Consider the following 24,335-nt stretch of genomic DNA (forward strand, 5'->3'; position numbering starts at 1 on the left):
AACAACACGAGGAAGTTTTGTTTTCTGAGTGAATTGAAGTCATTTCGTTTTTCCTGTTCTTTCGATTGTCGCAGCGAACGGCCAATGAGCTCTTAGCTGGACAGCGCCACTGTCATCTTCATACAAGCACGAAGCGCAAGCAGCGTGAATCACTTACGTCAATACTCACTCGCTTGCGTTTCGTGCTTGTCTTTGCAACGTTTCCACTCCAAAATTGGCGCTGTCCAGCTAGAGTCCCGGAGGAGTCAACTGACTGTGTTTTAAGATCAGCTTGTGAATCTCGGTACCATTCTCTTTGATCAGCCGGAAAGTCACTTCCGGGTCGGGCAGTTCGGCATCAATGGAGAACTCACCAAAGGCGTACTGACCGGATATGCCGTAAAACTGTGTATCCCACTTTTCGCTCGTCACCGAGGGACCAGATCGACCTCCCAGACTGCCGGCCTCAAACTCGTAGAAGGAAAAGCCGGAGGGTCGTGGAATGCGAAATCCGCGGGCACCGTGCCGGTCGCCAGAGATGAGCAGGACGCCGCCGATCCGATTCTTCTCGATCAGGCGGAAGATGCGCTCCCTCCCCTCTGGGTCCCAGACGCCCCAGGAGTCTTTTCCTTTCGACACATAGTCACTCCACATCGAACCACAAGAGAGAATGATGAACGGCCCCTTGCAGTCAAGCAGTTGCTCTTCAAGCCACTTCATCTGTTCATCGCCCAGAAAAGATCCCTTCTCGTTTTTGCGAAAGTACCGATTATCGACCATGACCACGTCGCAAGGTCCCACCCGTGCACGCAGAAAAACCCCGCGACGCTCGTCATTGAATCCATAGGACGGATTGTTCCAGGCCTGCTTAAATACATCGCATACGCCTGCTTTGTCTTGTTCGGTATAACCTTTTGGAACGCCCGCCTTGTCGTTACTGAAATAGTCGTGATCGTCCCACGTCGCGTAAACGGGAACGGTCGCTGCCAGATTCTGCCAGGCCGGTGTCAGATCCCGCATCAAGTAGTCCATGCGGTGCAATCCCAAATGGTTCCATCTATCCTGCACCGCAATATCCCCAAGCAGCAGTATGGCCGACGGTTTTCGGCTACGAATCAAATCCGCCTGCTTCAGATTCCCTATCCCCCATCGGTGAAAACAGCTTCCGAATGCGATGCGGACTTTGCCCGAAGTCGTTGCGGCAGGCGCCGTCACCAATGCTGTAGGTGCAGGAAGGGAGACCGGCTTGCCGTCCACCAGAACCCGGTAGGGATAGCGTGTGCCAGAGCTCAGGTCTGTGACCGTGACGACTGCCGTCAGATCCGATTCGACCGTGCTGTTGACGGGCCCATAGGACCGATTTTCACCGTCCACCGACACCTGTACCTCCACCTTTGCAGGCTTCAGGGTACGGATCCAGACGTTGGATCCCGTTTCGGTGACCGATCCCAACAAGGGGCCGCCCAAATGTGTCATTTCCGCCTGCCGACAGAGCGTCTGGAATTCCGGCTGTTCGGCTAGCCCCGCGAAGGTACGGTCTTTGGATGCGCTCAAATAGGCATAGGCAAATTTAAGTAGGTTTTGCTTAACAGCGGGCTGTTCGCCCCACAGGTTAAGAATTCGGAGACTTGCTTCCAAATCCCCGGTCTTGAGCTGCTGATGCAGCGAATTCTCTTCCCCAAGTACGCCCGAAGGATTCAGCGAGAATATTCCAGCAAGCAGAAGTATGGCCGCAACCATGCCCTTTTTCATCACGAGCTCCTACCTTGTTCTCTTTGCTTTTTGAATGAATCAGCTGTCGCCCTGGGGACGAATCCACATACACTGTCCGCCGCCAACAGCCATCTTGGCCGAAACCACGTCGCCGCGTTTTACGGTCGCGGGGGTGATTTCATAGGCCTCCGGATTCTCGACCCCGTGTGCATTCGGTGCATCCTGATAGAGAGTAGCCTCGTAGGTCTTGCCCGGCTCAAGGAAGTCAAGCCGTACCTCGAGCGTACGCTCGGTTTGGTCGCTGACCGAACCGACAAACCAAACATCGCCGCTACGACGGGCGACCGTGATGTAGTTTCCGATCTTCGAATTGAGGACGCGGGTCTCATCCCACGTCGCGGGCATGACCTTCAGCAATTCGAATAGGTCAGCCTTCTTCAGATACTCTTCCGGAGCATCGGGAAGCGTGACGAGCCCGGTATAGATCACCAAGGTGCGGGCGACCTCGCTGACCACCGTTGAGACATAGCTGTTCTTCTTTCTCGGCCCCTTCTCTCGCTCACCCGCATTGATGCTTTTGATCCCGAAATTGCCGTTGGCCATATCGAGCGGGCCAACCAACGCACTGACCATCGCCATCTGGAGAAACGTCTCGGGCGTAAAGGCACTTCGGCTGTCTTGCTGTGCATGGCAGTATTCGCGGGTGATCAGATTGGGCATCGTCCGCTCCACACCCGTCATGGGCACCGGGCCGTCGTGAAAGTTGATGAGAAGCTTGTTTTCTGCGGACGCATTGATGGCATCCCGAGTGAAACCGGCACGGTTGCCCATGAAGCCATATTTCATCCCTGCGGCGCCCAGACCGGCGTAATGGTTGAAGAGTGTCGGATCACCAAAGTCGCCCTTCTTACGATCGTAGTAGAGCATGATCCTGACGCCCTTTTCCTTGGCGTAGGCCGTCACCTTGGCAATGTCGACTTCCGGAGCAACCGTCATCTTTCCACTGCCCGCTGTCTTGAACCAATGGTCGTCAACGGTGAAGTATTCGAGCCCCTGTTCGGCGCAGAAATCGATCAGACGAAGGTAGCTGCGGGTATCAATGCCATAGACAAACTCGCCGTTGTTGTAGCCGTGAATCCTCCAGTCCCAGAGCCCTTTGCCTGGCTTGATCCAATCGGTATCTGCCAGTTCGCAAGGTGCAGCCAGATTCAATGCGACGGTGTTCACCGTCAAATCCCCGGCCGTTTCGCCAATCAAAACGACCCGCCACGGGGTGAGCTGCGCTGCGCCGATCGAAACCGCGGAATGGGTCGCCACGAGCCCTTTCGTGGCCGCAGCAAAGCGAATTTGCATACTCTCGAACCCGGCTGCGGAATAGAGATCGGACTCAAGCAGCGCGACGTGCAAGCCATCCGTGCGCTCGGTTACCAAGGGAACCGAGATATTCTTTGCTCTCGTGACGTTGGCAATCGGTGCGCCGCGTTGCCCAGCATAGTGTGCCGCTCCATTGAGCACCTTGTACTCGCTGGTATACGTCATGTCTTTACCCGCGGACGCTTCCGACAAGACAAAACGAAACCCGATTCCCGTGTCGAATGCGCGGCAAAGCAACTTCACCGGCGTGCCGCCCGCCGTCAGCGAAAGCGTCAGCTCGCGATAGTGGTCGCGGATGGAGCTGAATTGGCCATACACGGGCGTCCAGCTCGAATCGTTGTCGCGGATGGATTGCCCGACCCATACCATTTCCGCACCCGCAAAGATTTCCATCTTCGAGGAGCCGACAACCGGATTGCCCCTCTTAGAGATGGAATAGATCAATTCCCCGTTTTCCACCGCGAACGATGCCGCAACTTGCCCGTCCGGGGACTGAAGGGTTACGGGGGCCGCATACAAATTCGTCGCAGCAATGGCGCCTGCAACAACCGCTACCAAGTACTTCTGCATCGACTCTTCCTCCACACGCTCAAACCGCTGATCGCGGCACAGGTTCTCAAGACGTCACGTTTTCTTCATCTGCCGTTCCAAGTGAAACGATCGCCTTTGGCGAGTTCTTGCTCACAGGTCTCCGTTCCATATCGAAGTCGTAGACGATTTCCACTGAGTGAACGAATCGTTGCTTCGGTCAACTGGCCATCTTTCCATTGGATGTCCACTTCAAAACCACCGCGTGCACGCAAGCCCTCTACCGAACCGGTTGGCCACGCCTTGGGTAAGGCGGGCAGCAGATGGACTTCCCCGTCGTGACTTTGCAGGAGCATTTCTGCGACAGCGGCTGTACCACCAAAGTTGCCGTCAATTTGGAACGGCGGATGCGTGTCGAAGAGATTGGGCAGAGTCCCCTTCTTCAAGAGGTTCGTCAGTAAGAGATGGGCATGGTCGCCGTCCTGAAAACGGGCCCAAAAGTTCACCTTCCAAGCCATACTCCAGCCTGTGCCGAAGTCGCCCCGAGCTAACAGCGATTTTCTTGCCGCCTCAAACAGTTCCGGGGTCGCATTGCGCGTGATCTGGCGTCCGGGATGCAGCCCAAACAGATGCGAGGTGTGCCGATGCTTGGGATCCTTCTCTCCATAGTCTTCCACCCATTCCTGCAATCGACCCGTTTTGGGACTGATCTGCATGGGTTGTAGTTGCTCCAATGCTGCTTGGATCTCGCCACAGAACTCTTGGTCAAGGTCACCCTTAGGAGCCAGCACCTTATTGGCTTCCAGCACATTGACGAAAAGGTCGTGAACGATCTGCAAGTCCATGGTGGCCGCGTACGTGAACACCGACTCGGTGCCGTCGGCCATGATGAACGCGTTTTCTGGCGAGTGTGATGGATTGGTGACCAGCTTGCCCGCCGCTGGAGTCCCCTCGGGTGCCTCGACCAAGAAGTCCAATACGAAGCGGGCTGCACCCTTCATGAGGGGATAGGCGCGCTCAGCCAGGAACTCGCGATCTCCGCTGAACCAATAGTGTTCCATCATGTCGCGCACCACCCAGGCGGCTCCCACGGGCCAAACGCCGTGAACACCATCCGCCGGAGTGGTGAAGCCGTAAATGTCCGACAGATGATGTAAGACCCAACCACGAGCTCCGTAGTGAACCTTGGCAGTCGCTTCACCGAAGGGAACCAGGCTTTCCATATAGTCGAAATAGGGAAGGTGACATTCCGAGAGATTGCAGGGCTGGGCAGGCCAGTAGTTCATCTGCAGGTTGATGTTGGTGTGATAATCGCTGTTCCAAGGGGCGACGTAATGCTGACACCATTTACCCTGAAGATTGGCGGGGAGTGTTCCAGGCCGCGAACTGCTGATCAGCAAATACCGTCCGTACTGAAAGTAGAGTGTTTCAAATTGAGGGTCGTGGCTGCCCTTTTTCACAGCCTGCAAACGTTCGTCCGTTGGCTTCTTAACCGCATCGCTGCTGCCGAGGTCGAGCTTGACCCGATGAAAGAGTGACTGATAGTCGGCCAGGTGTGCGGTACGCAACTGCGAGTACGACTTCTCGGCCGCAGCCCAGAGGGCCTTTTCGCAGCGAGCTGTGGCATTGCCAGAGAGGTCCTTGGCATTGTTGTAACTGGTGGCTCCAACCAAAAGCAGTGTGACTTCATCGGCCTTCTCAATGATCAGCGTGCCGTCCTTGGTCGTAACACTTCCGCCACGGACCCTGGGCAAGAGCTGGGCCTCGTATTGAACTCCGGTGAGTTGACCTCGCAGGATCAGCCGATCGCGTGAATCGACCAACGTGGTGGCATCATCACGTTGCAAGCCGGCGGTAAAGCTGATCTGTCCCGGCCCGTCGGCCGCCAGCTGAATCACGATGGCTTGATCTGGGGCCGAGACAAAGACCTCGCGAGTGTGCTCGACTCCATCAACGGTAAATTGCACTCGACTGATAGCCGTGGTCAGATCCAGATCGCGACGATAACCGGAGACGGTATCGGCAGCAGGAAAGTCAAGAAAGAGGTCACCGAGAGTCTGATAGGACTTGATCCGATAGGGACTTCCCATCATCTTCTGCTTGGCGATGCGGTTGGCATCGCCATTCTTTCCCTCAAACAGCAACCGCTGAACCTCGGGCAAGGCTGCCAAGGCCTCGGGATTGTTGGTGTCGCCAGGAGCACCCTCCCAGACCGTTTCTTCGTTGAACTGGATTCGTTCATGGTCGATGCCACCGAACACCATCGCGGCCAAACGACCGTTGCCCACGGGCAGCGCTTCGGTCTCCCACTTGGTGGCAGGCTTGCGGTACCAAAGCGTCAAGGGTTCGGAGGGAGCCGGAGCATCCTCGGTAAAGGTGAAGTCAGCTTGGGGATTATTGTCTTCATTCGGCGGAGGCGTCTTGGCCTGCGTGTTGGTGGCAGCAAGCAACACAGCGGCCAAAATCACGGGTCGTAGGTTCATCATGGTTCGTCCATATTTGCTGTTTGCGTACAAATGGAACAGCGACACGTTGTATCTAGCTCGACAACGCCACCTTGTGGGCGACTTACCGTAATTTTCTGAATCAATCTCGGACTGAGCGGCAAGGCGTTAGCCGCCGGTATTTCATAGTCCGAACCGGCGGCTAGCGCCTTGCCGCTCCTATGGTGGCGCTGCCCAGCTAGGTTTGGCGGTCTTACGAGGATTTCTCACCGTTCGGTTTGACTTAGCCTGGGGCGATGCCAACCGATCGGTCTCTATCATAGCGTCGTTTGTGATGGTCTGTGGCAGCGACGGCATTTTGGGTTTGCAGATAGGCAAGAACCTCAGAAATAGACAAGGTTCACGGCGAACCTCCTTATCATCGGCAAGACGGACTCGATCAACACTCGTCGTGTTACCCCGTGCCACGACCGTGCAACCCCTACCATGCGTAGGCATTGGGGAGTCGACGTCGAAAACAAGACGACGTTCGGATGCTCATCGAGCCAATCTACGCACCTGATGGAGCGATCATCTTCTGTTTGAGTCGCTGTCATCGCTTTGTGCCCTGCTGGAAAACCCAAGTTGCCACACTCTACCGCTGCAATGCGGATGGCACCGGCATACGCATGCTGTCTAACAATGCAGAACAGGAAAACACGCCATGGATGCTGCCCGACGGTCGCGTACTCTACATGCGATGGGAATACGTTGACCGCAATCAACTGCTCTACCATCACCTCTGGACGATCAACCCCGACGGGACATCCGTGATGGTGTATTTTGGCAATCAGTATCCAGGCTATGTGATGATCGATGCCAAGCCAATTCCGAACACGAACAAGATCGTGGCGTCCTTTTCACCTGGACATGGCATCCCCGAACACATGGGGTTTGTCACGATTGTCGATCCCAATGGCGGTCCTGACGACATGCAGATGACTCGCCGAATTAGCTCGAAAAGCTACCGCGATCCGTACCCGCTCAGCGAAGACCTGTTCCTCGTTGCAAATACGAAAGGAATCCATTTCTTGAATGGGCAAGGCGAGACGGAATCGATCTTTGAGCCGAAACAGACAGATGCCCGTTGGCAGTGCCACGAACCTCGCCCGTTGCGTGCACGCGTGCGAGAGGCGAACACTGCAAGCCATTATGAACCAGCATCCGCGACCGGACGCCTGTTCCTGGCGGATGTCTATCAAGGCCGCAATATGGAAGGCATCCAAAGAGGGGAGATCGAGAAACTGCTGATACTCGAACAACTTCCCAAACCCGCCAACTTTTCTGGCGGATCGGAGCCCTTAACGATCGGTGGCACGTTCACATTGCATCGGGTACTCGGTACCGTCCCGGCGGACGATGCGCCGATCGATTCCTACGCGACCGATCAGGCTTACTGGGAAACGTCCCAGTTTTCGCGTTTGCCGAAATGAACGGACTTCGGAGAGATGCCTCGAAAACCTCCTGCGCACGCTTCCGCCGGATGAGCCAAATTCATTGCTGACGGTCCGCTAGCGTGTTTTTGTAAATGATGTGGGAGCTAATCGGAAAAAGAGTGGCAGAAAGCGATCACGCCTGCATTTTCCCGCCAGCATTTCCTAGCAAGTCAACTTGGATGGAAAGCGTCCGCAGCAAGACGACCGAAATCGGTGTAAGATTGGTCGTTTGCCGTGTGCACAATCCCTTCCCCCTATCCTGTAAGCGAGCCTGCCGATGAAGACCACACTGACGTTCCTTTTTTGCCTTGCCCTTTCCTGTGCCGCAACCCTCGTCTGCAATGCAGCCGACGATGGCTGGAAGCCCTTGTTTGATGGCAAGTCCATCGACGATTGGACCGTCCGTGGAGGAACCGCGCAGTATCGAGTCGAAGACTCCGCGATTGTGGGGACGACCGTTGAGGGCAGTGCCAATACGTTTCTATGCAAAGGCCCTTATTCGGACTTCGAGCTGGAATTAGACGTGAAGTGTGATCCGGAACTTAATTCGGGAATCCAGATTCGTTCCCACGTTTACGAAAAAGACACGCCCCAGGCTTCGAAGCCCAAGAACATCCGCAAAGCGGGTGTCGTCTACGGTTATCAATGTGAAATCGCGAAAGCAGCGGGTGGTGTCGCCGGCAACTTTTGGGACGAAGCGCGCTGGACTCGTTGGCACGATGATTTCACAAATAAGCCCCAGGCACAAACGGCGCTAAAGGACGGCGAGTGGAACCATTATCGCATCGTTGCAGAAGGCAACCGCATTCGATCGTGGGTGAACGGAGTGCCCTGTGCCGACTTTACCGATGACATGGACAGCAGCGGTTTCATCGGCCTGCAAGTTCATGGCATCAAGAAAGGCGCGGGGCCCTACGAAGTTCGTTGGAAGAACGTGCGGATCAAAGAACTTGGCGAAAAGTAGTCGACGAGGGACGTCAATTTTACTAATGATGCCAACGGCATCGAAGAGGGTAGCCCCGGGTCGCTGAAAGCGGACCCGGGGAAAAAGCGGACCCGGGGAATACGCCACCGCGTTCAGACAGCGTCCCCGACGGACCGTCGTCCGCCGGGAATCGGCTGCACCCTTGGCGCACCGTCGGCCGGGATATCCCTTGTCAAGTTGCACCTCTGCAAAGCTCGACTCCGTTTGCTATCGGCAACCGCACGATACCAAAACTTAGTGAGCTCCTGCCTGCAATGATTGGACACCGGAGCATTGCCCTGGAAAACCTCCAGCGCACGCTTCCGCCTGATGAGCACAAAAAAGGACGGGCACACATGCACCCGTCCTTTTCTTAGGAATCACTCTCCAATTGGCAGTTAGTCGCGATAGCGGCCACCGCCGCCTCCGCCACTGGGTCGACCGCCACCGCCACCACTGCGGCCTCGGCCTCCACCACCTCCGCCACCGCCTCGACGACGTCGGGGTCGATCTTCGCCGTCACCGCCATCACGGTCACCGCGGTCGTCCTCTTCGCCTTCCACTGCGGCTGCCATTTCGTCTTCTTCGCCCAACTCTTCCAAGGCTCGACGACGGCTCAATTTGACGCGGTCGTGCTCATCGACGTCGATCACCAACACCTTCATCGGATCGCCGACGGCGACCACCTTGTCAATGCTGCTGATGTAGCCGCTGCTCAATTCGCTGATGTGGCAAAGCCCATCGCGGCCCGGCAAGATCTCGACGAAGGCACCAAAGTCCTTGATGCTGCTGACGATGCCGTCATAGATCTTTCCGATCTGGACCGTTGCCGTGCAGGCTTCGACTTGCCGCATGGCTTCCGCGGCCGATTCCTTGTTCGTGCTGGCAACCAACACGGTTCCGTCGTCATCGACTTCGATGACACAACCAGTTGTTTCTTGGATCCCACGAATGTTCTTTCCGCCCGGTCCGATCAACGCGCCGATCTTATCGGGAGCGATCTTCGTTCGCAGCAATCGCGGCGCGGTCGATGCCGTTTCGCGACGCGGTCGCTGGATGGTCGTCAACATCTTACGGAGAATCTCGATACGAGCTTCACGCGACTGCTTCAGCGTTGCTCGAATCACTTCGTCGCTGATTCCAGTGACCTTCAAGTCGAGTTGAATGCCGGTGATCCCATTCTGCGTTCCCGCAATCTTGAAGTCCATGTCACCGAAGTGATCTTCGGTGCCAAGAATATCGGTCAACAACGTGAAGTGGTCCGAGTTGGGATCTTGGACCAAGCCGACCGAAATACCGGCGACCGGGTTGCTGATTGGAACGCCTGCGGCCATCAAGCCGAGCGTCGCACCACAAACCGAAGCCATGGAGCTACTTCCGTTGGATTCCAAAATGTCACTGATCACTCGGATCGTGTAAGGGAAATCCTCTGCGGCAGGCAACACCGGGGCAACGCTTCGCTCGGCCAAACAGCCATGTCCGATTTCACGACGTCCTGGGCCACGAATCGGGCGACATTCGCCGACCGAGAACGAGGGGAAGTTGTAATCGAGCATGAACTTCTTGCTGTACTCTTCCTGTAATCCATCCACACGTTGTTCGTCGCGAGCGGTCCCCAGCGTGACGGTGATCAACGCTTGGGTTTCGCCACGTTGGAACAAGGCGGATCCGTGAACTCGTGGCAGCAGATCGGTTTCGCAGTAGATCGACCGCAAACTTTTTCCATCGCGTCCATCCGGACGTGTGCCGGCGAGAATCAAGTCGCGGACGACCTTTTCTTCGAGGTCGTGCCAGACCGACTTGAAGCGATTTCCATCGATCGCTCCGTCGGCTTTCGGATCCGGAATCACGTCGCTCATGGCACGATCGCGGAGAGCCTTGACGGCATCGGTGCGATTCTGCTTGCCCGAGGTCTGCTGGGCGTCGCGGAATTGGTCGTAGTAAGCGTCATTCAAACGCTGGAACAACCCATCGTCCTCGGGTGCGACGTAGTCGATTTTCTGAGGCTGAACCTTCTGGTACAGCTCGTCCTGCAGTTCAATGATTTCTCGGATCGTTGCATGAGCGAAATGGATCGCTTCGATCATCTCGTCTTCGGCCATCTCGTTGGCGAAGCCTTCGATCATCGCGACCTTGTCTCGCGAACCACTGACAATCATGTCCAGTTCGCTTTCTTCGAGATCATCGAAGGTTGGGAAAGCGATCAGCTTCCCGTCCACCTTGCCGACTCGCACCGACGCGACCGGACCCTGAAACGGCAGCGGGCTGATGTGCAACGCCACACCGGCACCGTTCATCGCCAAAATGTCGCCATCGTTTTGCATGTCGCTCGCCATAACGAACGCTTGCACCTGAACTTCGTCCTTGTACCCGGCTGGGAACAACGGGCGAATCGGTCGGTCCATCAAACGGGCACTCAACGTTTCCTTGGTACTTGGGCGTCCCTCTCGTTTGAGGAACCCACCAGGGAACTTTCCTGCCGCAGCCAAACGCTCGCGGTAATCACACATCAGCGGGAAAAAATCAAGTCCCGGCCGCGGGTCACTCGACGCTGCGGCAACCAACACGGTCGTCTCGCCATACTGAACAATCACCGAACCGGCAGCTTGCTTGGCCAACTGGCCCGTTTCGAACGACAACACGCTGTGTCCGATTTGCTTTTCAACTCGTACTTTATTCACAGTCACTTTGGAAACCTTCCTTCCACCTACTACAATTTCATTAACATTACAAAAGAATTCACGCGATTGATCCCCTCCAGCGTGGATGCTTGGGGGCAGCGCATGAGACAAACAAGCGAAGCGGGTCGCCGATTCGAAAAAAGAGCGAAAGGGACACCCGAGGCGTGGCACACAGCCGTGGTATGGCCTCTGGCAGAAACCCGATCGAAATCAGCGCACGGCAAACCGCCGCCATTAACCGCATGGAATGCAACAGAGAGAAGATGCTTTGGCCCGCCGCTCTCGGCGAGCCGAGCTGTTTGCCAACAATCGCACCGATGCGGTGTCTACGTTTGGGCTATTTACGGATGCCCAACTTACCGATGATATCGAGATATCGCTGCGGGTCCTCACTCCGCACATAATCCAGCAACCGTCGGCGGCGGCTTACTAAGCCCAACAGCCCACGTCGCGAAGCATAATCTTTGCGGTGAGTCCGCATGTGTTCCGTAAGACCGTTGATGCGTTCGGTTAAAATCGCAATCTGAACTTCGGGGCTGCCGGTGTCGCCGGAAGCCTTCGCGTGTTCGCCAATGACTGCGGTCTTACGCTCTTTCGAGATCGTCATTCTTGTTCTTTTCGTTTCTATTACGTCAAGTTTCTTTGATTCAGACTTCGTTTCGCCGTCTTCAACCAATTGGATCGTTTTCTACTCCAGTCGGGTAGTTTACCGGCAGCTGGCAATCACGCAACGGCAAATGGCCCCCCAAAGTGGTTTCACCGGCCGAAAATCCACGACGGTGGATGAACCTGCTCCCCGCTGGCAACGTCTTGGATCGGAGTGCCGCAGCCCACAACCGTTCCGCAGGCCGCAACCCCGAACCCTGCCCCCCCCCGACTCCGAACGTTTCGGGCTGTGGGTTCCCGACCCGCGGCATTTCTGTCACCTGCGGATCGATGGCTTGCAGCGCTGACGATGCCAACGATTCTGGTGGCGCGACCCGCCCTTCCGCAAGGGGCATCATTCCTCCAGGCGTTGACAGTTCGGCGTCCACAGTTGACAGTGTCAGCCTTACAAATACTGGTTTCTTCCACCCGGTTTCTCACACGCTCATGACCGATTCTTCTGCCCCCAAAACGATGCTCGACAAAATCTGGGACGAGCATGTTGTTTTTCAGCCCGAAACGGGCCCTGCGATCCTCTATATCGACTTGCACTTGGTCCACGAAGTCACCAGCCCGCAAGCCTTCGAGGGGCTGCGTCTGGCCGGCAGGCCGGTGCGGCGCCCCGCGCGAACGATCGCAACCCCCGACCACAATGTCCCCACCAGTGACCGCAGTTTGCCAATCGCAGACGAAATCAGTCGCAAACAGATTGAAACACTGCGGCAAAACTGCAAGGAATTTGGTGTCACGCTGTTCGATATCGACGACGTTCGGCAAGGAATCGTGCACGTCATCGGGCCTGAAAACGGCTACACCCAGCCCGGCATGACGATCGTTTGTGGTGACAGCCACACGGCGACGCACGGTGCCTTCGGTGCCTTGGCGTTCGGAATCGGGACCAGCGAGGTGGAACACGTGCTGGCAACCCAAACCCTGCTTCAATTCAAACCCAAGACCTTTGAACTTCGTGTTGACGGGACGCTGGCCAAAGGCGTCACCGCGAAGGACATGATCCTGTACCTGATCGGTCAGATTGGCACCGCGGGGGGAACCGGCTACGTCTTGGAATTCACCGGCGATTGCGTGCGAGCTCTTTCAATGGAAGAGCGCATGACTGTCTGCAACATGTCGATCGAAGCGGGGGCCCGAGCCGGAATGATCGCGCCGGATGAAACGACCTTTGACTACCTGCGCGGGCTTCCTGAATCGCCCCAGAACTTCCAAGCATCCGTCGAGCGGTGGAAAAAACTGCCTTCCGATGAGGGCGCACGCTACGATTTGTCCAACACCTACCAAGGCAAGGACATCGAGCCTCAAGTCACTTGGGGGACCAATCCCGGCCAAGTTCGCAGCGTTTCCGACGCGATTCCCGATCCGAGTGACTTCAGTGATGCGACGGAGCAAAAGTCGACGGCTCAAGCGCTTGAGTACATGGGGTTGAAGGCGAAAACGCCAATTCAAGACGTCACGCTCGATCGCGTCTTCATCGGCTCGTGTACCAATGCCCGAATCGAGGATTTGCGAGCAGCAGCAGCAGTGGTCAAAGGTTACCGGGTCGACGGCCGCGTCGATGCGATGGTGGTTCCCGGCAGCGGCCAAGTAAAGAAGCAGGCCGAATCCGAGGGGCTCGATACGATCTTCCGAGAAGCAGGTTTCGATTGGCGAGAAGCGGGTTGTAGTATGTGTTTGGCGATGAACCCCGACAAACTGGCGCCCGGCGAGCGGTGTGCGTCGACGAGCAACCGCAACTTCGAAGGTCGCCAAGGAAAAGGCGGCCGGACCCATCTGGTCAGCCCCGCCATGGCGGCAGCAGCGGCCGTGAAAGGTCACTTCGTCGATATTCGCGACTGGAAATACACACAACAGTAGCTTCCGATCGAGTCCCGCCGAACTCAACCACCCCCCCCCTTTCACTTACATCCAAAATGCAACACTTCACCATTCACAGCGGCGTTGTCGCCACCATGGATCGGGCCAATGTGGACACCGACCAAATCATCCCGAAGCAATTCCTGAAACGGATCGAACGAACCGGGTTTGGCCAATTCCTGTTCTTCGATTGGCGATTTCTCGATGACGGCTCCACGCCCAACCCCGAGTTTGAACTGAACCGGCTGAATGTGAAAGACGCGTCGATCTTGGTCGCTCGGCAGAATTTTGGCAGCGGCAGCAGTCGCGAGCATGCCGTTTGGGCGTTAGCGGATTACGGGATTCGATCGGTGATCGCACCGTCGTTCGCCGATATTTTCTTTAACAACTGTTTCAAAAACGGCGTGCTACCGATCACGCTTTCCGAAGCGGACATCGACGAACTGTTCCACCGAGCAGCAGCGAATTCGCCCTATCAATTGACGGTCAACCTCGAAAATCAAACGGTCAGCGATGATGCTGGCTTTGAGCGAAGTTTCGAAGTTGAATCGAGCCGCCGGCACAACCTGCTACATGGGCTCGACGATATCGCGCTGACGCTGCAGAACGAGGAAAAAATAACCGCCTACGAAAACGCACGAAGCTGGTAGAGGGACACAGAAACACCGGGAGATCGAGTTTATCGCTCGCGGTGACAGCTTTTCGGATCGAGTGTATCACACTCAATTCACCAAGAGGACAAAATCCTACCTCATCCGGTGGATGCGTGCGTGGAACCCAGACTCGAGGTTAGTGGAGGTTTGGCTCCAGTGTCCAATGATCTCTGAAAAAGGAGTCCCCGACGGTGGTCTGACGAATCGATGTTAAGACGTATCGAAAAGTTGGCCGCGCGTTCTGGGCCCTCCCCCTCGCTTCGCTCGACCCCTCCCGCTGCGCGGCTCGTTGCACCCCACATCCTAATCCGGTGATATTTTTTTGGCTCCTGGTCCGAATGTGTTCCATGCGTTGGACAGGTCGTGGCAGCGTTGCATTCCGATCCACAAGGTCTGCGTCGGTATCGATCGGTAAGGTGTTCGCCAGCATCCAGCAAATCGGATCCTCCCCTTCGGGTACATTGACCTCTTCGCACAGCACCACGTTGACGCGGACGCTCGGGGGAAGATCCTTCGAGCCAACGAATACTTTCCTTCTCGGAGGTCGGGCAGTTTTTAAGTTGTTTGATTCCAGGCATTTACGTGTATGAAGCACTTCTCCCTCTGGGAGAGGTCGAGCGAAGCGAGGGAGAGGGTTTGTCGCAACCGCACTTCAGGCCGTCCCTCCCCCTCGCTGCGCTCGACCCCTCCCGCTGCGCGGGCAGGGGTTCATCGTGTAACTCACTTCTGAACAACAACTTAAAAACTGCACGACCTTCTCGGAGATGGGGGGACTGCGTCGCTTGTCCGATTTTTGCGAAGGTGTAAGCTCGCTGAGGCTCTTGCGCACATAGGTTTTTCGGCTCATCCGGCGGAAGCGTGCGCAGGAGGTTTTTGAGGCATCTCTCCGGTGTCCCATCATTGCTGGCAGGAGCTATTTTCACTTGTTATCGTGCAGTTGCCGGGTAGAAACGGAGTCGAGCTCTGCAGAGGTGCAACTTGACAAGGGATATCCCGGTCGACGGTGCGCCAAGGGTGCTACCGGTTCCCGGCGGACGACCGACCGTCGGGGACTCTTTTCTAAGAGATCATTGGACACCGGAGCCATACCTCCAAAAAACCTTGAGTCTGGGTTCCGCGCGCTTCGGTCGGATGAGCCGGTTTTTTGACCGAGGAGTCCGAGAGCCACCGCACCCATGAACCGCACCTCCGTGCAACAGGCTTTCCCATGTTCGCAGCACCAGCGCGAACCGCAAGGCAACAATCATTCGCAGCGGTATGTCGAAAGTCCAGAGCGAAATCTCGTCACCTACCCCGCAGATGTATTAAACACCACCCGAGATGCGCGGTGCAACGAGCCGCGCAGCGCAAGGGGTCGAGCGCAGCGAGGGGGAGGGCCCAGAACGCGCGGCCAACTTTTTCGATACGTCTTAACATCGATTCGTCAGACGCATCCTGGGGGGGCCTTCGCCGCACGGCGTTCTACTCAACCTTGGTCGTGACTTCGAAACCGAGGTCTTCGATCATTTGCCGATCGGCTTCGGGGGGTTGACCTTTGGTGGTCAGATAGTCGCCGACAAACATGCTGTTGGCGACGTACAATCCCATCGGCTGCAACGTTCGCAAGTGAACTTCACGACCTCCCGAAATCCGCAGTTCGCGGTCGGGAATCACAAAGCGGAACATCGCCAGCGCCTTGAGGCACTTATTCGGTGTGAGTGTCGCTTTGCCTTGGAACGGCGTTCCTTCGATCGATTCCAAGAAGTTCAGCGGAATCGAGTGAACCCCCAACTCGCGAAGGTCCATGGCCATCGACACGACGTCCTCCGGTCGCTCGTCCATACCGATGATACCACCGCTGCACATCTCCATCCCCGCAGCTCGCACATGCTTGAGCGTTTGGATGCGGTCCGCATAGGTATGCGTTGTGCAGACCTCGGCATAGTGCGTTTCACTGGTGTTCAAGTTGTGATTGACGCGGTCGACACCGCATGCTTTCAATCGCTCCGCTTGCTCTTGATTCAGCAGCCCCAAGCAAGCACAAATATCCAGATCGTACTTGGCCTTGATCTCGGGGACGATTTGTTCCACCGCAGCCATTTCGCGTTCGTTCGGCCCGCGAGCGGAGATGACAAGGCAGTATGTCTTCGCACCTTGGGCAGAAGCCTGCTCCGCAGCCTTCATCAACTCCTCGCGTTTGAGAATGTTGTATTTGGGGACGGGGGCTTCGGAGACCTTCGATTGGCTGCAGTAGTGACAATCCTCGGGGCAAAGGCCGCTTTTGGCACTCATCAAGAAGTTAAGCTGAACGGTACGACCAAAGTAACGGTTGCGAATTTGGAACCCAGCAGCCAAGATGGCGGGGACGTGAGCGTCGGGGGCTTCGAGTATGGCTAGGGCTTCCTCGCGAGTCACCGATCCACCGTCGAGGACTTTGTCGGCGAGTAGTTGATAGAACTCGATGCCGATTTGTGGCTCGGTCAGGGTTGCGGTTGCGTCGGATTGCAGCGTCATTATTTTCTGCCTTTGGCGTATTCGTTCAGTGTTTGGGCGAGAGGACATTACGTGGGACAAGTCAAAACGAACCGCCGGCCGTACCGGAGCGGTTCCCAGGTCTGTCGTCCGATGGGCTAATGATCCGTCGACCGATGGGATTGATAGCCAGTATGGTGAACGGGGTATTCAAGATCGACAAGCCGGCTAAGGATTGATTTTTGCCATGGGCCAATACTTTGTGCGAATCGGTTCGCTAGGGGAACTTTTTATTGCCCAAACCACGGCGACGTTTCGACGCGGCGTCGATTTTCCATGCGAAAACGGCTTAAAACGGGCGGATCGCGTGATTGTGCGGACCGGTCGCGGGGTCGAACTTGCGGTGGTCGTGTCGCCCATCCGAAATCTTGGCACGGACGGATCGAAATCTCCTCTCGTGACGATACTTCGGAAAACGACCGAACCCGATGAGTTGCTGATTCGGCGTCTCGACCGACATCGGCGGGCCGCCATCGAGGGATGCCGCAGCGCGTTGTCCGAGGCCGGTTCGGCAGCGATTTTGCTGGATGTCGACCAACTCTTTGACGGTGGAACGCTGATCATGCAGTTCCTTGGACCCGTCGATTCGGTTGCCGAATCGATCTCAGCGAAAGTGACGGCAAAGTACGAATCGATCGTTCGTAGCCGCCATTTTGCAAAACTCCTCCAGCACGGATGTGGCCCAGACTGCGGTACCGATGAAGGGATTGGATGCGGCGGTTCGTGCAGCGGGTGCGGCTTGGCCTGTGGAAAACTGAATTCCTAATCGGGCCAGGACACCGGTGTCGGTCGCGAGGGCATAAAGCGATCGTAGGAACCCCTGGATGTGGCGTTGCGTGGCGATTCACGCCAGCGTATCGTAGAGGGGCCGTGGTTTTTCGCATTCCTCTTCTTTCACCGGTGGCTTCGTGGCCAATCTATCGGATCTTCAGATCGCCTCGTTGATGGATGAAATTGCCAGTGCGATGCGTTCGGGAACACCGGTCATTGATTCGATGCGCCGGCTGCAAGACAAACGTCTTGGCCGCGTTGCCCTTGTCGCTGGTTCGATTGCCGTAGCGCTCGATCGGGGTGAAAGTGTTCCCACAGCGGTTGGAGCCCTCGATTCACCAATCGCCCAACAGGCCGCCGCCAGCGTTTCGGCGTCCGAGAAGTCGAACCATTCGGTTCTGATGGAACGCTTTTCGAGACAATTGCGGCGGCGGGCGGAGTACGCGCGGCGATTACGGTTGGCATGGTTCTACCCCTTGTTGTTGGTCGTCGTGGGCTACTTTGTCGCAGTGCTCTGCTTGGCTCCGATGATTTGGGCCAACCAGTCGGGTGAATTTCATTGGCCCGCTTGGGTTGTCCGACTAAGCGAATGGCTGTTGGCGAATTGGTATTGGCCGCCGGTCGTGTTTGGGGTTGTTGTTTTCCTGTTGTTTTTGCTGATTCGTTCTCGCCGTGGTTTTCCGCGATCGATTCGTTTAGGGCTCTTTTGCAGCTCACTTGCCGATCAGATTGCTAACGAGGTTCCCGAGGATGTTGCGATCCGCGCGGCTGCTTCTTTGGCCGGTGACCGCATGCTTGGTTCCCTCGAATCCCCCTCACTCCAATCGCCGCAGCTTCAGCGAATTTTATCGGAAGCCGAGATCCCGACCCAGAATTTACCAGGCATCAATCAGCAGCAAATCACGGTGTCCGTGTTGCATTATCTGGCGGCGATGTATAGCGAACGATCTCGCAGGCATGTCTACTTTTGGGCTCAATTGTTGCCCCGAATCGCCATGGCGGTGATCGGGGGTGGGTTGGCCCTCTCGTATGTTTGGTGGGTCATTGGCCCGGTTTATCGACAGGTGGCGCAGTGGTAGCGGGGAACCGATCAAACGTGACGCTCGATCCCGTGGCCATTCGTTTGGCCGAAGCGGGGCAAACGCAATCGACGAGTGCGATCGAGTGGCTTGAAGCTCAGCACTTCCGGTCGGTGATGGTGCGGCGTGCGATCTGGTGCACTGCCGCAGGCTGGTTGTTGGTCTTGCTAGCAGCCGCGGTGGCGAGTTTCGTCGCGGTCCGCTTGTCGATGGACGTCTATAAAATGGCCGAAGAAACGAGCATTCGGCCGTACGGGCAAAATCCTTGGCGACTGTTGTGGGTGCCCGCCGTGATGGTTGCCTTCACGATCTTCTTGGTCGTCGGTGGCATCGTGGGCTCGTTGCTTGGCATCATCCCAGGATATCGGGCGACTCGATCCGCCATTGACTGGTCGGCGGCCACCGATGCCGTAACGCGGCTGCTATCGGTCGGATGCACCTATCCCGAAGCGTTCTCGACGGCGGCACAAATCGTTCGCGATCGCGGCAGCCGCAATTGGTTGACCCAGTCGGCTGCTCGAGTCGAACGGGGCGAATCGGTGATCAGCCAGCCGAGCCAAACGCGGAAAGACGCTGCCATGCTCGAAGCGTTTCTTTCGCCCAGTGGAAACGCACCGGAGAACCAGTGGCGATTGGCTGCCGACCATTTCTTGCGACTCTCACGCAGCCGTTTGACCTTGTTGACTCAATCGATGCCCCTGATTTCAACCATCCTTGCCGGCGTTCTCATTTGGCTTTCCATTTCGACGTCCTTGGCGTGGTTTTGGCTAGCCGTGTCCGACTTGCTCACAGGATTGACATGAGAAAAGTAGCGAGCGGATTCCTGTATGTTGTTTTTGTGATCGTCATTTTGGCGGTTGCGCCCTCTTTGTTGAACTTGATCATTGCGGTGTTGCTTGTCTTTGCGATCCACGATTTTCGCTGGCGACGTCGTGATCACTTCAAGCAGATGCTGAATTCAGCGATTCGGGTGGTGAGCGATCAAGACCAGGGGCTCGAGAAAGTCGTCGCGGCCTTTTCGAAATCGGGACCGATGAAATGGCAGTGCTACGAGTATTCGCAGCGTCTTCGCGCCGGCCAAGAACCGGTTGCCGCTGCGGCGGTTTCCGGAATTCCGCTGGAGCTGTCAACCGCGATTTCGCTGCGTTTGCCACCCGGGCATTCCTCGATACCCGCTGCGGAACGCGAAGAGGACGCGAATCATCTTTACCGCGAGGAATTGGGGAGCATCGACAACACCACGATGCCGGTTTACGGCCAATTCGTCTATCTGTTTCTTACGGCGATGGTCACCTGCTTGGTGTTTCGATTCATGATCTTGTTCATCACGCCAACGGTTTTCAAGATGCTTGAAGAATTCGGGATCGCCTCGTCGCTACAGCAGAGGTGGATGCGCGATGGTGGCACCGGCTGGCTGCTGCTTGGGCTCGTGGCAATGATCGTGTTTGTCGTCCCGTTGCTGTCTCGAGGGCATTTCTTCGGGATGCGTTTTCCTTCCTGGCTCCCCCTGTTGCCGCTCAGCGCGGAACGCAAGTCGGAAATCCTCGTTGGGCTTGCCGATGCGATCGATTCCGGAATGTCCCTTGAATCGGCACTCAAAATTGGTCACTCGATTTCGATGCGCTCAAACCAACGCCGAGAGATCGGCCACGCGTTGCAGTTGGTGGAATCGGGGACACCGCCGATGACGGCGATGCAACAGAGCGGTTGGATCCGTCCATCCGAGGCGGGATGGCTCAGCGGGGCCTCGCCGCACCGCGCGGCCGAGTTGATGCGAACGATCGCGGAACAGAACGTTCGAGACGCAAACGCGAACGCACGGTGGTTTATGGAATTGTTTTTCCCTGCCATCATCTTGGTGCTCGGCGGGCTGGTGCTCGGCTATGCGTACGGGTTCTTTCACGCATTGATGGAGCTGATCAATGGGCTTAGCTAAGAAGCGACGCGGTAGTTTGATTTTGGAGGCTGCCATTTCGTCGCTGCTGTTGGTGACCGCGACCGTGGCACTCCTGAAATTTGCCAAGAGCGCCTCGACGTTGAATCAGCAAGCCGATCAGCGATTAGGCTTGATGCTGGCAGTGGAAAGTACGCTGCAGCGACTGAATGACGTGCCGAAGGATTCACTTTCGGAGGAATCCGTGGCGATCGCGGAAACCATCTCAAAGCGGTGCAAATGTGACATTCAAGTGGACCTGGACCCCTTTGAGTCAAATGGCCTGAGCGGCATCCACCTGCGGGTCCAAGGAAGCGGTGCAAATCAAGCGGTCATCACGCTGCATGATTGGCGCTTCGATACGGAGGAAGCCGCCGATGAGTAGTCGAAGCAAACGTCCCTCTGCCCACCAACGTAGCGCGATCACGCTGATCGAGGTCATGGGGACCTTGTCCGTTTTGTTGGCACTCGGACTCGCTGCGGCGTCGATCTTGCAAGGTGTTACGGAGATTGGGCAAGCTCGAAACCAATCGAACCAGGTTCGTTCGTCGGTCCGTCGGCTGGTCAACCAACTGCGAACCGATGTCAAGAATGCAAGCGAAATCACTGTCGTGGATGAGGCGTTGCCCATTACGATTCGGACACCAGAGTCCGAAATCCGTTACACATTTGACACGGGCTCTCACGAAATGCGGCGGGTCGTGTTCCGATCCGAACCAGGGCAATCGACGCTCGCGTCGGCCGCCGAATCGTTCTCGCTGCCGCATTCCCGTGAGCCGACCGTGTCGGTCGACGACGATTTCGTGACGGTCGACTTGTTGGGCCAGGACGCAGCGACTCCGTGGATGATTGAGGTGAAACGATGAATCAGCGTCGCTCTGGGGCCGCATTTTTGCTGCTGGTCGTGCTCGTTTTGCTCGTCATCGTGGCTGCGGTGCGCACGATGGTCCAAGCCGAGTATGCAGCTCGGCGAGGAGAGACCGATCGCATGCGTGTGCAGATGTTGATCGCAGCAACCGAAGCGGTCGAGCCCTTGGTGAACGACTCCTTTTCCTCGGTCGCTTTGCCGATCGAACCGTCCGCAAACGAGCGGATTGAATTGACCCTCAATGATGAAAAATCACAGATCATCGCGAGATGGCGACGCGGAGACGACGTCGTCGACGAAGTCTCAAGATCTCTTCCAATCAAGGTAGAAACCGAATGATGAACTCTTTTCCTTTCACCCGGTCAAGCTTCGTCGGACGCCGCTCGCGACCGAGATCCGCTGGATTTACGCTCGTTGAGCTGCTGGTGGTGATCGCGATCATCGGCGTTTTGGTGGGACTCGCGCTTCCAGCGATGCAGAACTTGCGAGAGCTGTCACGACGGACCGCTTGCCAACAAAATCTGGTGCAACTATCGCTGGGACTTTCTTCCTACGCACTACATCACAGCCATTATCCGATTGGCACGATTGCCAAAGCAGGCCCCGTTCGAAGCGAACCGGTGGGATATCACCACAATTGGATTTCCGGATTGCTGCCAAACATTGATGCCAAGGTTGTCTACGAAGCGATCGATCGTGAAACGAGTGTCTATTCGCCTTCGAATGCCGAGATCCGTAGTCTCTCGATACCGACGTTAATCTGTCCCTCCGAAACCGGAATGCGTCAGAACACCACCTGCTACGCGGGGATTCATGCATCGACCGAAACGCCAATCGATGTGACCAACAACGGGGTGATGTTCTTGAACAAGCCAATTCGCGATAGCGATATTACCGACGGGCTGTCCTATACCGTCTTTGTTGCCGAGAAGTTGTCGCGGTTTGAGGAAGATCTTGGATGGAGTAGCGGGACGCGATCCAGTTTGCGCAACACCGGACACCAAATCAACGCGGAATTAGCGCGCATTCGCGGACCCCAGGGGCCCGATCAGGAGGTGGACGCGCTGTACGTCGGAGGAATCGCAAGTGATCACCCCGGAGGAGCTCATTTGTTGATGGGTAGCGGTGAATACAAGTTCCGCAGTGATACGATGGACATGGAGATTCTGCGTCAAATGGGTTCAAGATCGGGTGATCCCTTGCCGTTGGAATGGAAGTCCGATGAGCCACCCAGCGAATCCATCCCTTTGGTGGATTCAGCAACCGCCGCCGCAAGGACGCCAAACGATGGTGGCGATTCCAATACGGTGGATTCCGACGGAGGTGGAAGCGAATGAGTCGCCGCGCTGCATTCACGATGATAGAAGTCTGCTGTGTCGTTGCGATCATCGGCGTTCTGGTGGGGCTACTGCTGCCAGCGGTGCAATCGGCACGCGAACAGGCGCGGCGAACGAGCTGCGCGAATAACTTGATGCAGGTCGGCTTGGCCACCCATGCCTATCACACGGCCTTCGACCAATTGCCGGTCCAGTTATCGGGTACCGATGGCAGCAGCCAACGGCGTGCGGACAACGATCGTCGGCTTAGCGCCTTTGTCGCTTTGCTTCCGTTTCTCGGTCAACAACCCCTGTGGGAAGCGATTCAGTCGCCGCTTGATCCTGACGAGGACTTCGGCATGGAAAACTGGGGTTCGATGGAGATGTATGGCGGTGGGTACGAATTCGACGAGATGGAGATGGATTCGTTGGGCGATGTATCAGAGGCCGATGAGGACGCTGAATCATCACCCTGGCCCGTCGGTGGTCCCGAACCGTTTGTTGCAAGCTATTGGCCCTGGCAAATCGAAGTCACACCGCTTCGTTGTCCAAGCGATCCGGGGAGCGGACACCCGGCGATGGGACGATCGAATTATGCGGTCTGCTTGGGCGATGGGATCCTCGCAGGCAACTCAGGACCGTTCAAAGAGGTCAAAGGAACCTTTGTCCTCGACGATGAACTGGCGGCACAAACCGACGCGGCGATGCGAGGCATGTTTGTTCCTCGAGTCGTGACGCGTTTGTCCGATGTGACCGATGGGTTGTCGACGACCATCATGTTCGGTGAAATCGTTACCGACTTAGGGGACCGCGATATCCGCAGCGAACCGATCCCAGGGCCGGCGGATGGGTCAGGCGAATCGCTACGTCATTCACCGAATTGGGCGCGTGGCGGAGTACAAATTGATGTGGAGCGACCGCACTTTTGGTATCTGACGACTGCCAATACAAAGTTGGCCGTTGCCTCGGATCAGCGTCGTGGAATTCGCTGGGCCGATGGCATGCCGCTCTATACCGGTATGAATACGATCTTGCCACCCAATCGAGAGATCGTTCTGGTTGCCGACCAAGACGACGCTGCCGGAGTGCTCGGGGCAAGCAGTCGACACCAAAGCGGTGCCTACGTCTGTTTTGCGGACGGACGGGTTTCCTTTGTGTCCGACAGTATTGACGCCGGTGACTCGAGCAACAGCACGGTCTACGTGGGGAGTCCCAATCCGCCAAAAAGTAAGAGTCCATTTGGGCTGTGGGGATCGCTTGGCACTCGGGCCAGCCACGAGTGGAAGGCAACGGAGTTTCGTGGGGCCGAAAGTATCTAGCCCGGATTATTCATCCGTCCAAACCTATTCCCCGTAACCCTTTGTATGCGATCAGCTTACACCGATTGAGAAAAAAACCGACTGCGCACGTTGGAGTCGTAGGCTTTAGCCGATTCAGCAAGGGTCCAGCACGCAATCGGCTAAAGCCTACCACTCCAACGTATCATCCGGGCTAGCCACCGTCGCCAGACGGTGGACCACGTTCTGGCGAAC

General features: G+C 56.5%; 19 protein-coding genes. 13 read left to right on the forward strand and 6 right to left on the reverse strand.

The annotated features are described in order from the left end of the window. Positions 1-228: 228 nt before the first annotated feature. The 3 genes from Poly41_RS26095 to Poly41_RS26105 form a co-directional block, all read right to left on the reverse strand. Positions 229-1,731 (reverse strand): alkaline phosphatase D family protein, encoded by a 1,503-nt coding sequence (locus Poly41_RS26095; protein ID WP_146530303.1) that lies wholly within the window; start codon positions 1,729-1,731, stop codon positions 229-231. A 39-nt stretch (positions 1,732-1,770) separates the two neighbouring features. Next, positions 1,771-3,636, reverse strand: coding sequence for a glycoside hydrolase family 97 protein (locus Poly41_RS26100; RefSeq protein ID WP_146530304.1), 1,866 nt, complete (start codon positions 3,634-3,636; stop codon positions 1,771-1,773). Between the two features lie 65 nt (positions 3,637-3,701). After that, positions 3,702-6,080: a glycoside hydrolase family 95 protein gene (locus tag Poly41_RS26105; protein WP_146530305.1), complete on the reverse strand. Its 2,379-nt coding sequence runs from the start codon at positions 6,078-6,080 to the stop codon at positions 3,702-3,704. Positions 6,081-6,571: 491 nt separating this feature from the next. Here Poly41_RS26105 and Poly41_RS26110 point away from each other — a divergent pair, with 491 nt between their 5' ends. Next, positions 6,572-7,510 carry a TolB family protein gene (locus Poly41_RS26110; protein WP_146530306.1) on the forward strand — a complete coding sequence of 313 codons (939 nt, stop codon included), beginning with the start codon at positions 6,572-6,574 and terminating at the stop codon, positions 7,508-7,510. 280 nt (positions 7,511-7,790) lie between these two features. Further along, positions 7,791-8,477: a 3-keto-disaccharide hydrolase gene (locus Poly41_RS26115; protein ID WP_146530307.1), complete on the forward strand. Its 687-nt coding sequence runs from the start codon at positions 7,791-7,793 to the stop codon at positions 8,475-8,477. Positions 8,478-8,875: 398 nt separating this feature from the next. Here Poly41_RS26115 and Poly41_RS26120 read toward each other — a convergent pair whose 3' ends face one another. Together Poly41_RS26120 and rpsO are read right to left on the reverse strand one after the other, a co-directional pair. After that, positions 8,876-11,164 (reverse strand): polyribonucleotide nucleotidyltransferase, encoded by a 2,289-nt coding sequence (locus Poly41_RS26120; RefSeq protein WP_146530308.1) that lies wholly within the window; start codon positions 11,162-11,164, stop codon positions 8,876-8,878. A gap of 331 nt (positions 11,165-11,495) precedes the next feature. Next, positions 11,496-11,765: a 30S ribosomal protein S15 gene (rpsO, locus tag Poly41_RS26125; protein WP_146530309.1), complete on the reverse strand. Its 270-nt coding sequence runs from the start codon at positions 11,763-11,765 to the stop codon at positions 11,496-11,498. Between the two features lie 485 nt (positions 11,766-12,250). On the opposite strand from rpsO, the gene leuC reads away from it, so the two are divergent. Together leuC and leuD are read left to right on the forward strand one after the other, a co-directional pair. Then, positions 12,251-13,672, forward strand: a complete 1,422-nt coding sequence (gene leuC, locus Poly41_RS26130; RefSeq protein ID WP_146530310.1) for a 3-isopropylmalate dehydratase large subunit — start codon at positions 12,251-12,253, stop codon at positions 13,670-13,672. Between the two features lie 56 nt (positions 13,673-13,728). Then, positions 13,729-14,322 carry a 3-isopropylmalate dehydratase small subunit gene (gene leuD / locus Poly41_RS26135; RefSeq protein ID WP_146530311.1) on the forward strand — a complete coding sequence of 198 codons (594 nt, stop codon included), beginning with the start codon at positions 13,729-13,731 and terminating at the stop codon, positions 14,320-14,322. Between the two features lie 1,464 nt (positions 14,323-15,786). On the opposite strand, the gene bioB is transcribed toward leuD, so the two are convergent. Then, the gene (bioB, locus tag Poly41_RS26140; RefSeq protein WP_146530312.1) at positions 15,787-16,818 is read right to left on the reverse strand and encodes a biotin synthase BioB; all 1,032 of its coding nucleotides are present in this window, start codon (positions 16,816-16,818) and stop codon (positions 15,787-15,789) included. A 205-nt stretch (positions 16,819-17,023) separates the two neighbouring features. Here bioB and Poly41_RS26145 point away from each other — a divergent pair, with 205 nt between their 5' ends. The 9 genes from Poly41_RS26145 (at position 17,024) to Poly41_RS26185 (ending at position 24,122) form a co-directional block, all read left to right on the forward strand. Further along, on the forward strand, positions 17,024-17,602 hold the full coding sequence (locus Poly41_RS26145) for a hypothetical protein (RefSeq protein ID WP_146530313.1): 579 nt from the start codon (positions 17,024-17,026) through the stop codon (positions 17,600-17,602). Positions 17,603-17,744: 142 nt separating this feature from the next. After that, the gene (locus tag Poly41_RS26150) at positions 17,745-18,686 is read left to right on the forward strand and encodes a type II secretion system F family protein (RefSeq protein WP_146530314.1); all 942 of its coding nucleotides are present in this window, start codon (positions 17,745-17,747) and stop codon (positions 18,684-18,686) included. A gap of 17 nt (positions 18,687-18,703) precedes the next feature. Further along, positions 18,704-19,489, forward strand: a complete 786-nt coding sequence (locus Poly41_RS34390; RefSeq protein WP_197231642.1) for a hypothetical protein — start codon at positions 18,704-18,706, stop codon at positions 19,487-19,489. Next, positions 19,486-20,622, forward strand: coding sequence for a type II secretion system F family protein (locus Poly41_RS26160; protein WP_197231643.1), 1,137 nt, complete (start codon positions 19,486-19,488; stop codon positions 20,620-20,622). Before Poly41_RS34390 ends, Poly41_RS26160 begins: the two co-directional genes overlap by 4 nt. Continuing rightward, positions 20,609-21,004: a hypothetical protein gene (locus tag Poly41_RS26165; protein ID WP_146530317.1), complete on the forward strand. Its 396-nt coding sequence runs from the start codon at positions 20,609-20,611 to the stop codon at positions 21,002-21,004. Before Poly41_RS26160 ends, Poly41_RS26165 begins: the two co-directional genes overlap by 14 nt. Continuing rightward, positions 20,997-21,485, forward strand: coding sequence for a hypothetical protein (locus tag Poly41_RS26170; protein ID WP_146530318.1), 489 nt, complete (start codon positions 20,997-20,999; stop codon positions 21,483-21,485). Before Poly41_RS26165 ends, Poly41_RS26170 begins: the two co-directional genes overlap by 8 nt. After that, positions 21,482-21,826: a hypothetical protein gene (locus tag Poly41_RS26175; protein ID WP_146530319.1), complete on the forward strand. Its 345-nt coding sequence runs from the start codon at positions 21,482-21,484 to the stop codon at positions 21,824-21,826. The genes Poly41_RS26170 and Poly41_RS26175 overlap by 4 nt, the downstream gene beginning before the upstream one ends. Beyond that, the gene (locus Poly41_RS26180) at positions 21,823-22,824 is read left to right on the forward strand and encodes a DUF1559 family PulG-like putative transporter (protein WP_197231644.1); all 1,002 of its coding nucleotides are present in this window, start codon (positions 21,823-21,825) and stop codon (positions 22,822-22,824) included. The genes Poly41_RS26175 and Poly41_RS26180 overlap by 4 nt, the downstream gene beginning before the upstream one ends. Next, complete coding sequence (locus tag Poly41_RS26185) at positions 22,821-24,122, forward strand: DUF1559 domain-containing protein (protein ID WP_146530321.1); 1,302 nt, start codon at positions 22,821-22,823, stop codon at positions 24,120-24,122. The genes Poly41_RS26180 and Poly41_RS26185 overlap by 4 nt, the downstream gene beginning before the upstream one ends. Positions 24,123-24,335: the final 213 nt, after the last annotated feature.

Origin of the sequence: Novipirellula artificiosorum (assembly GCF_007860135.1) — a bacterium.
GTDB classification, from domain to species: Bacteria; Planctomycetota; Planctomycetia; order Pirellulales; family Pirellulaceae; genus Novipirellula_A; species Novipirellula_A artificiosorum.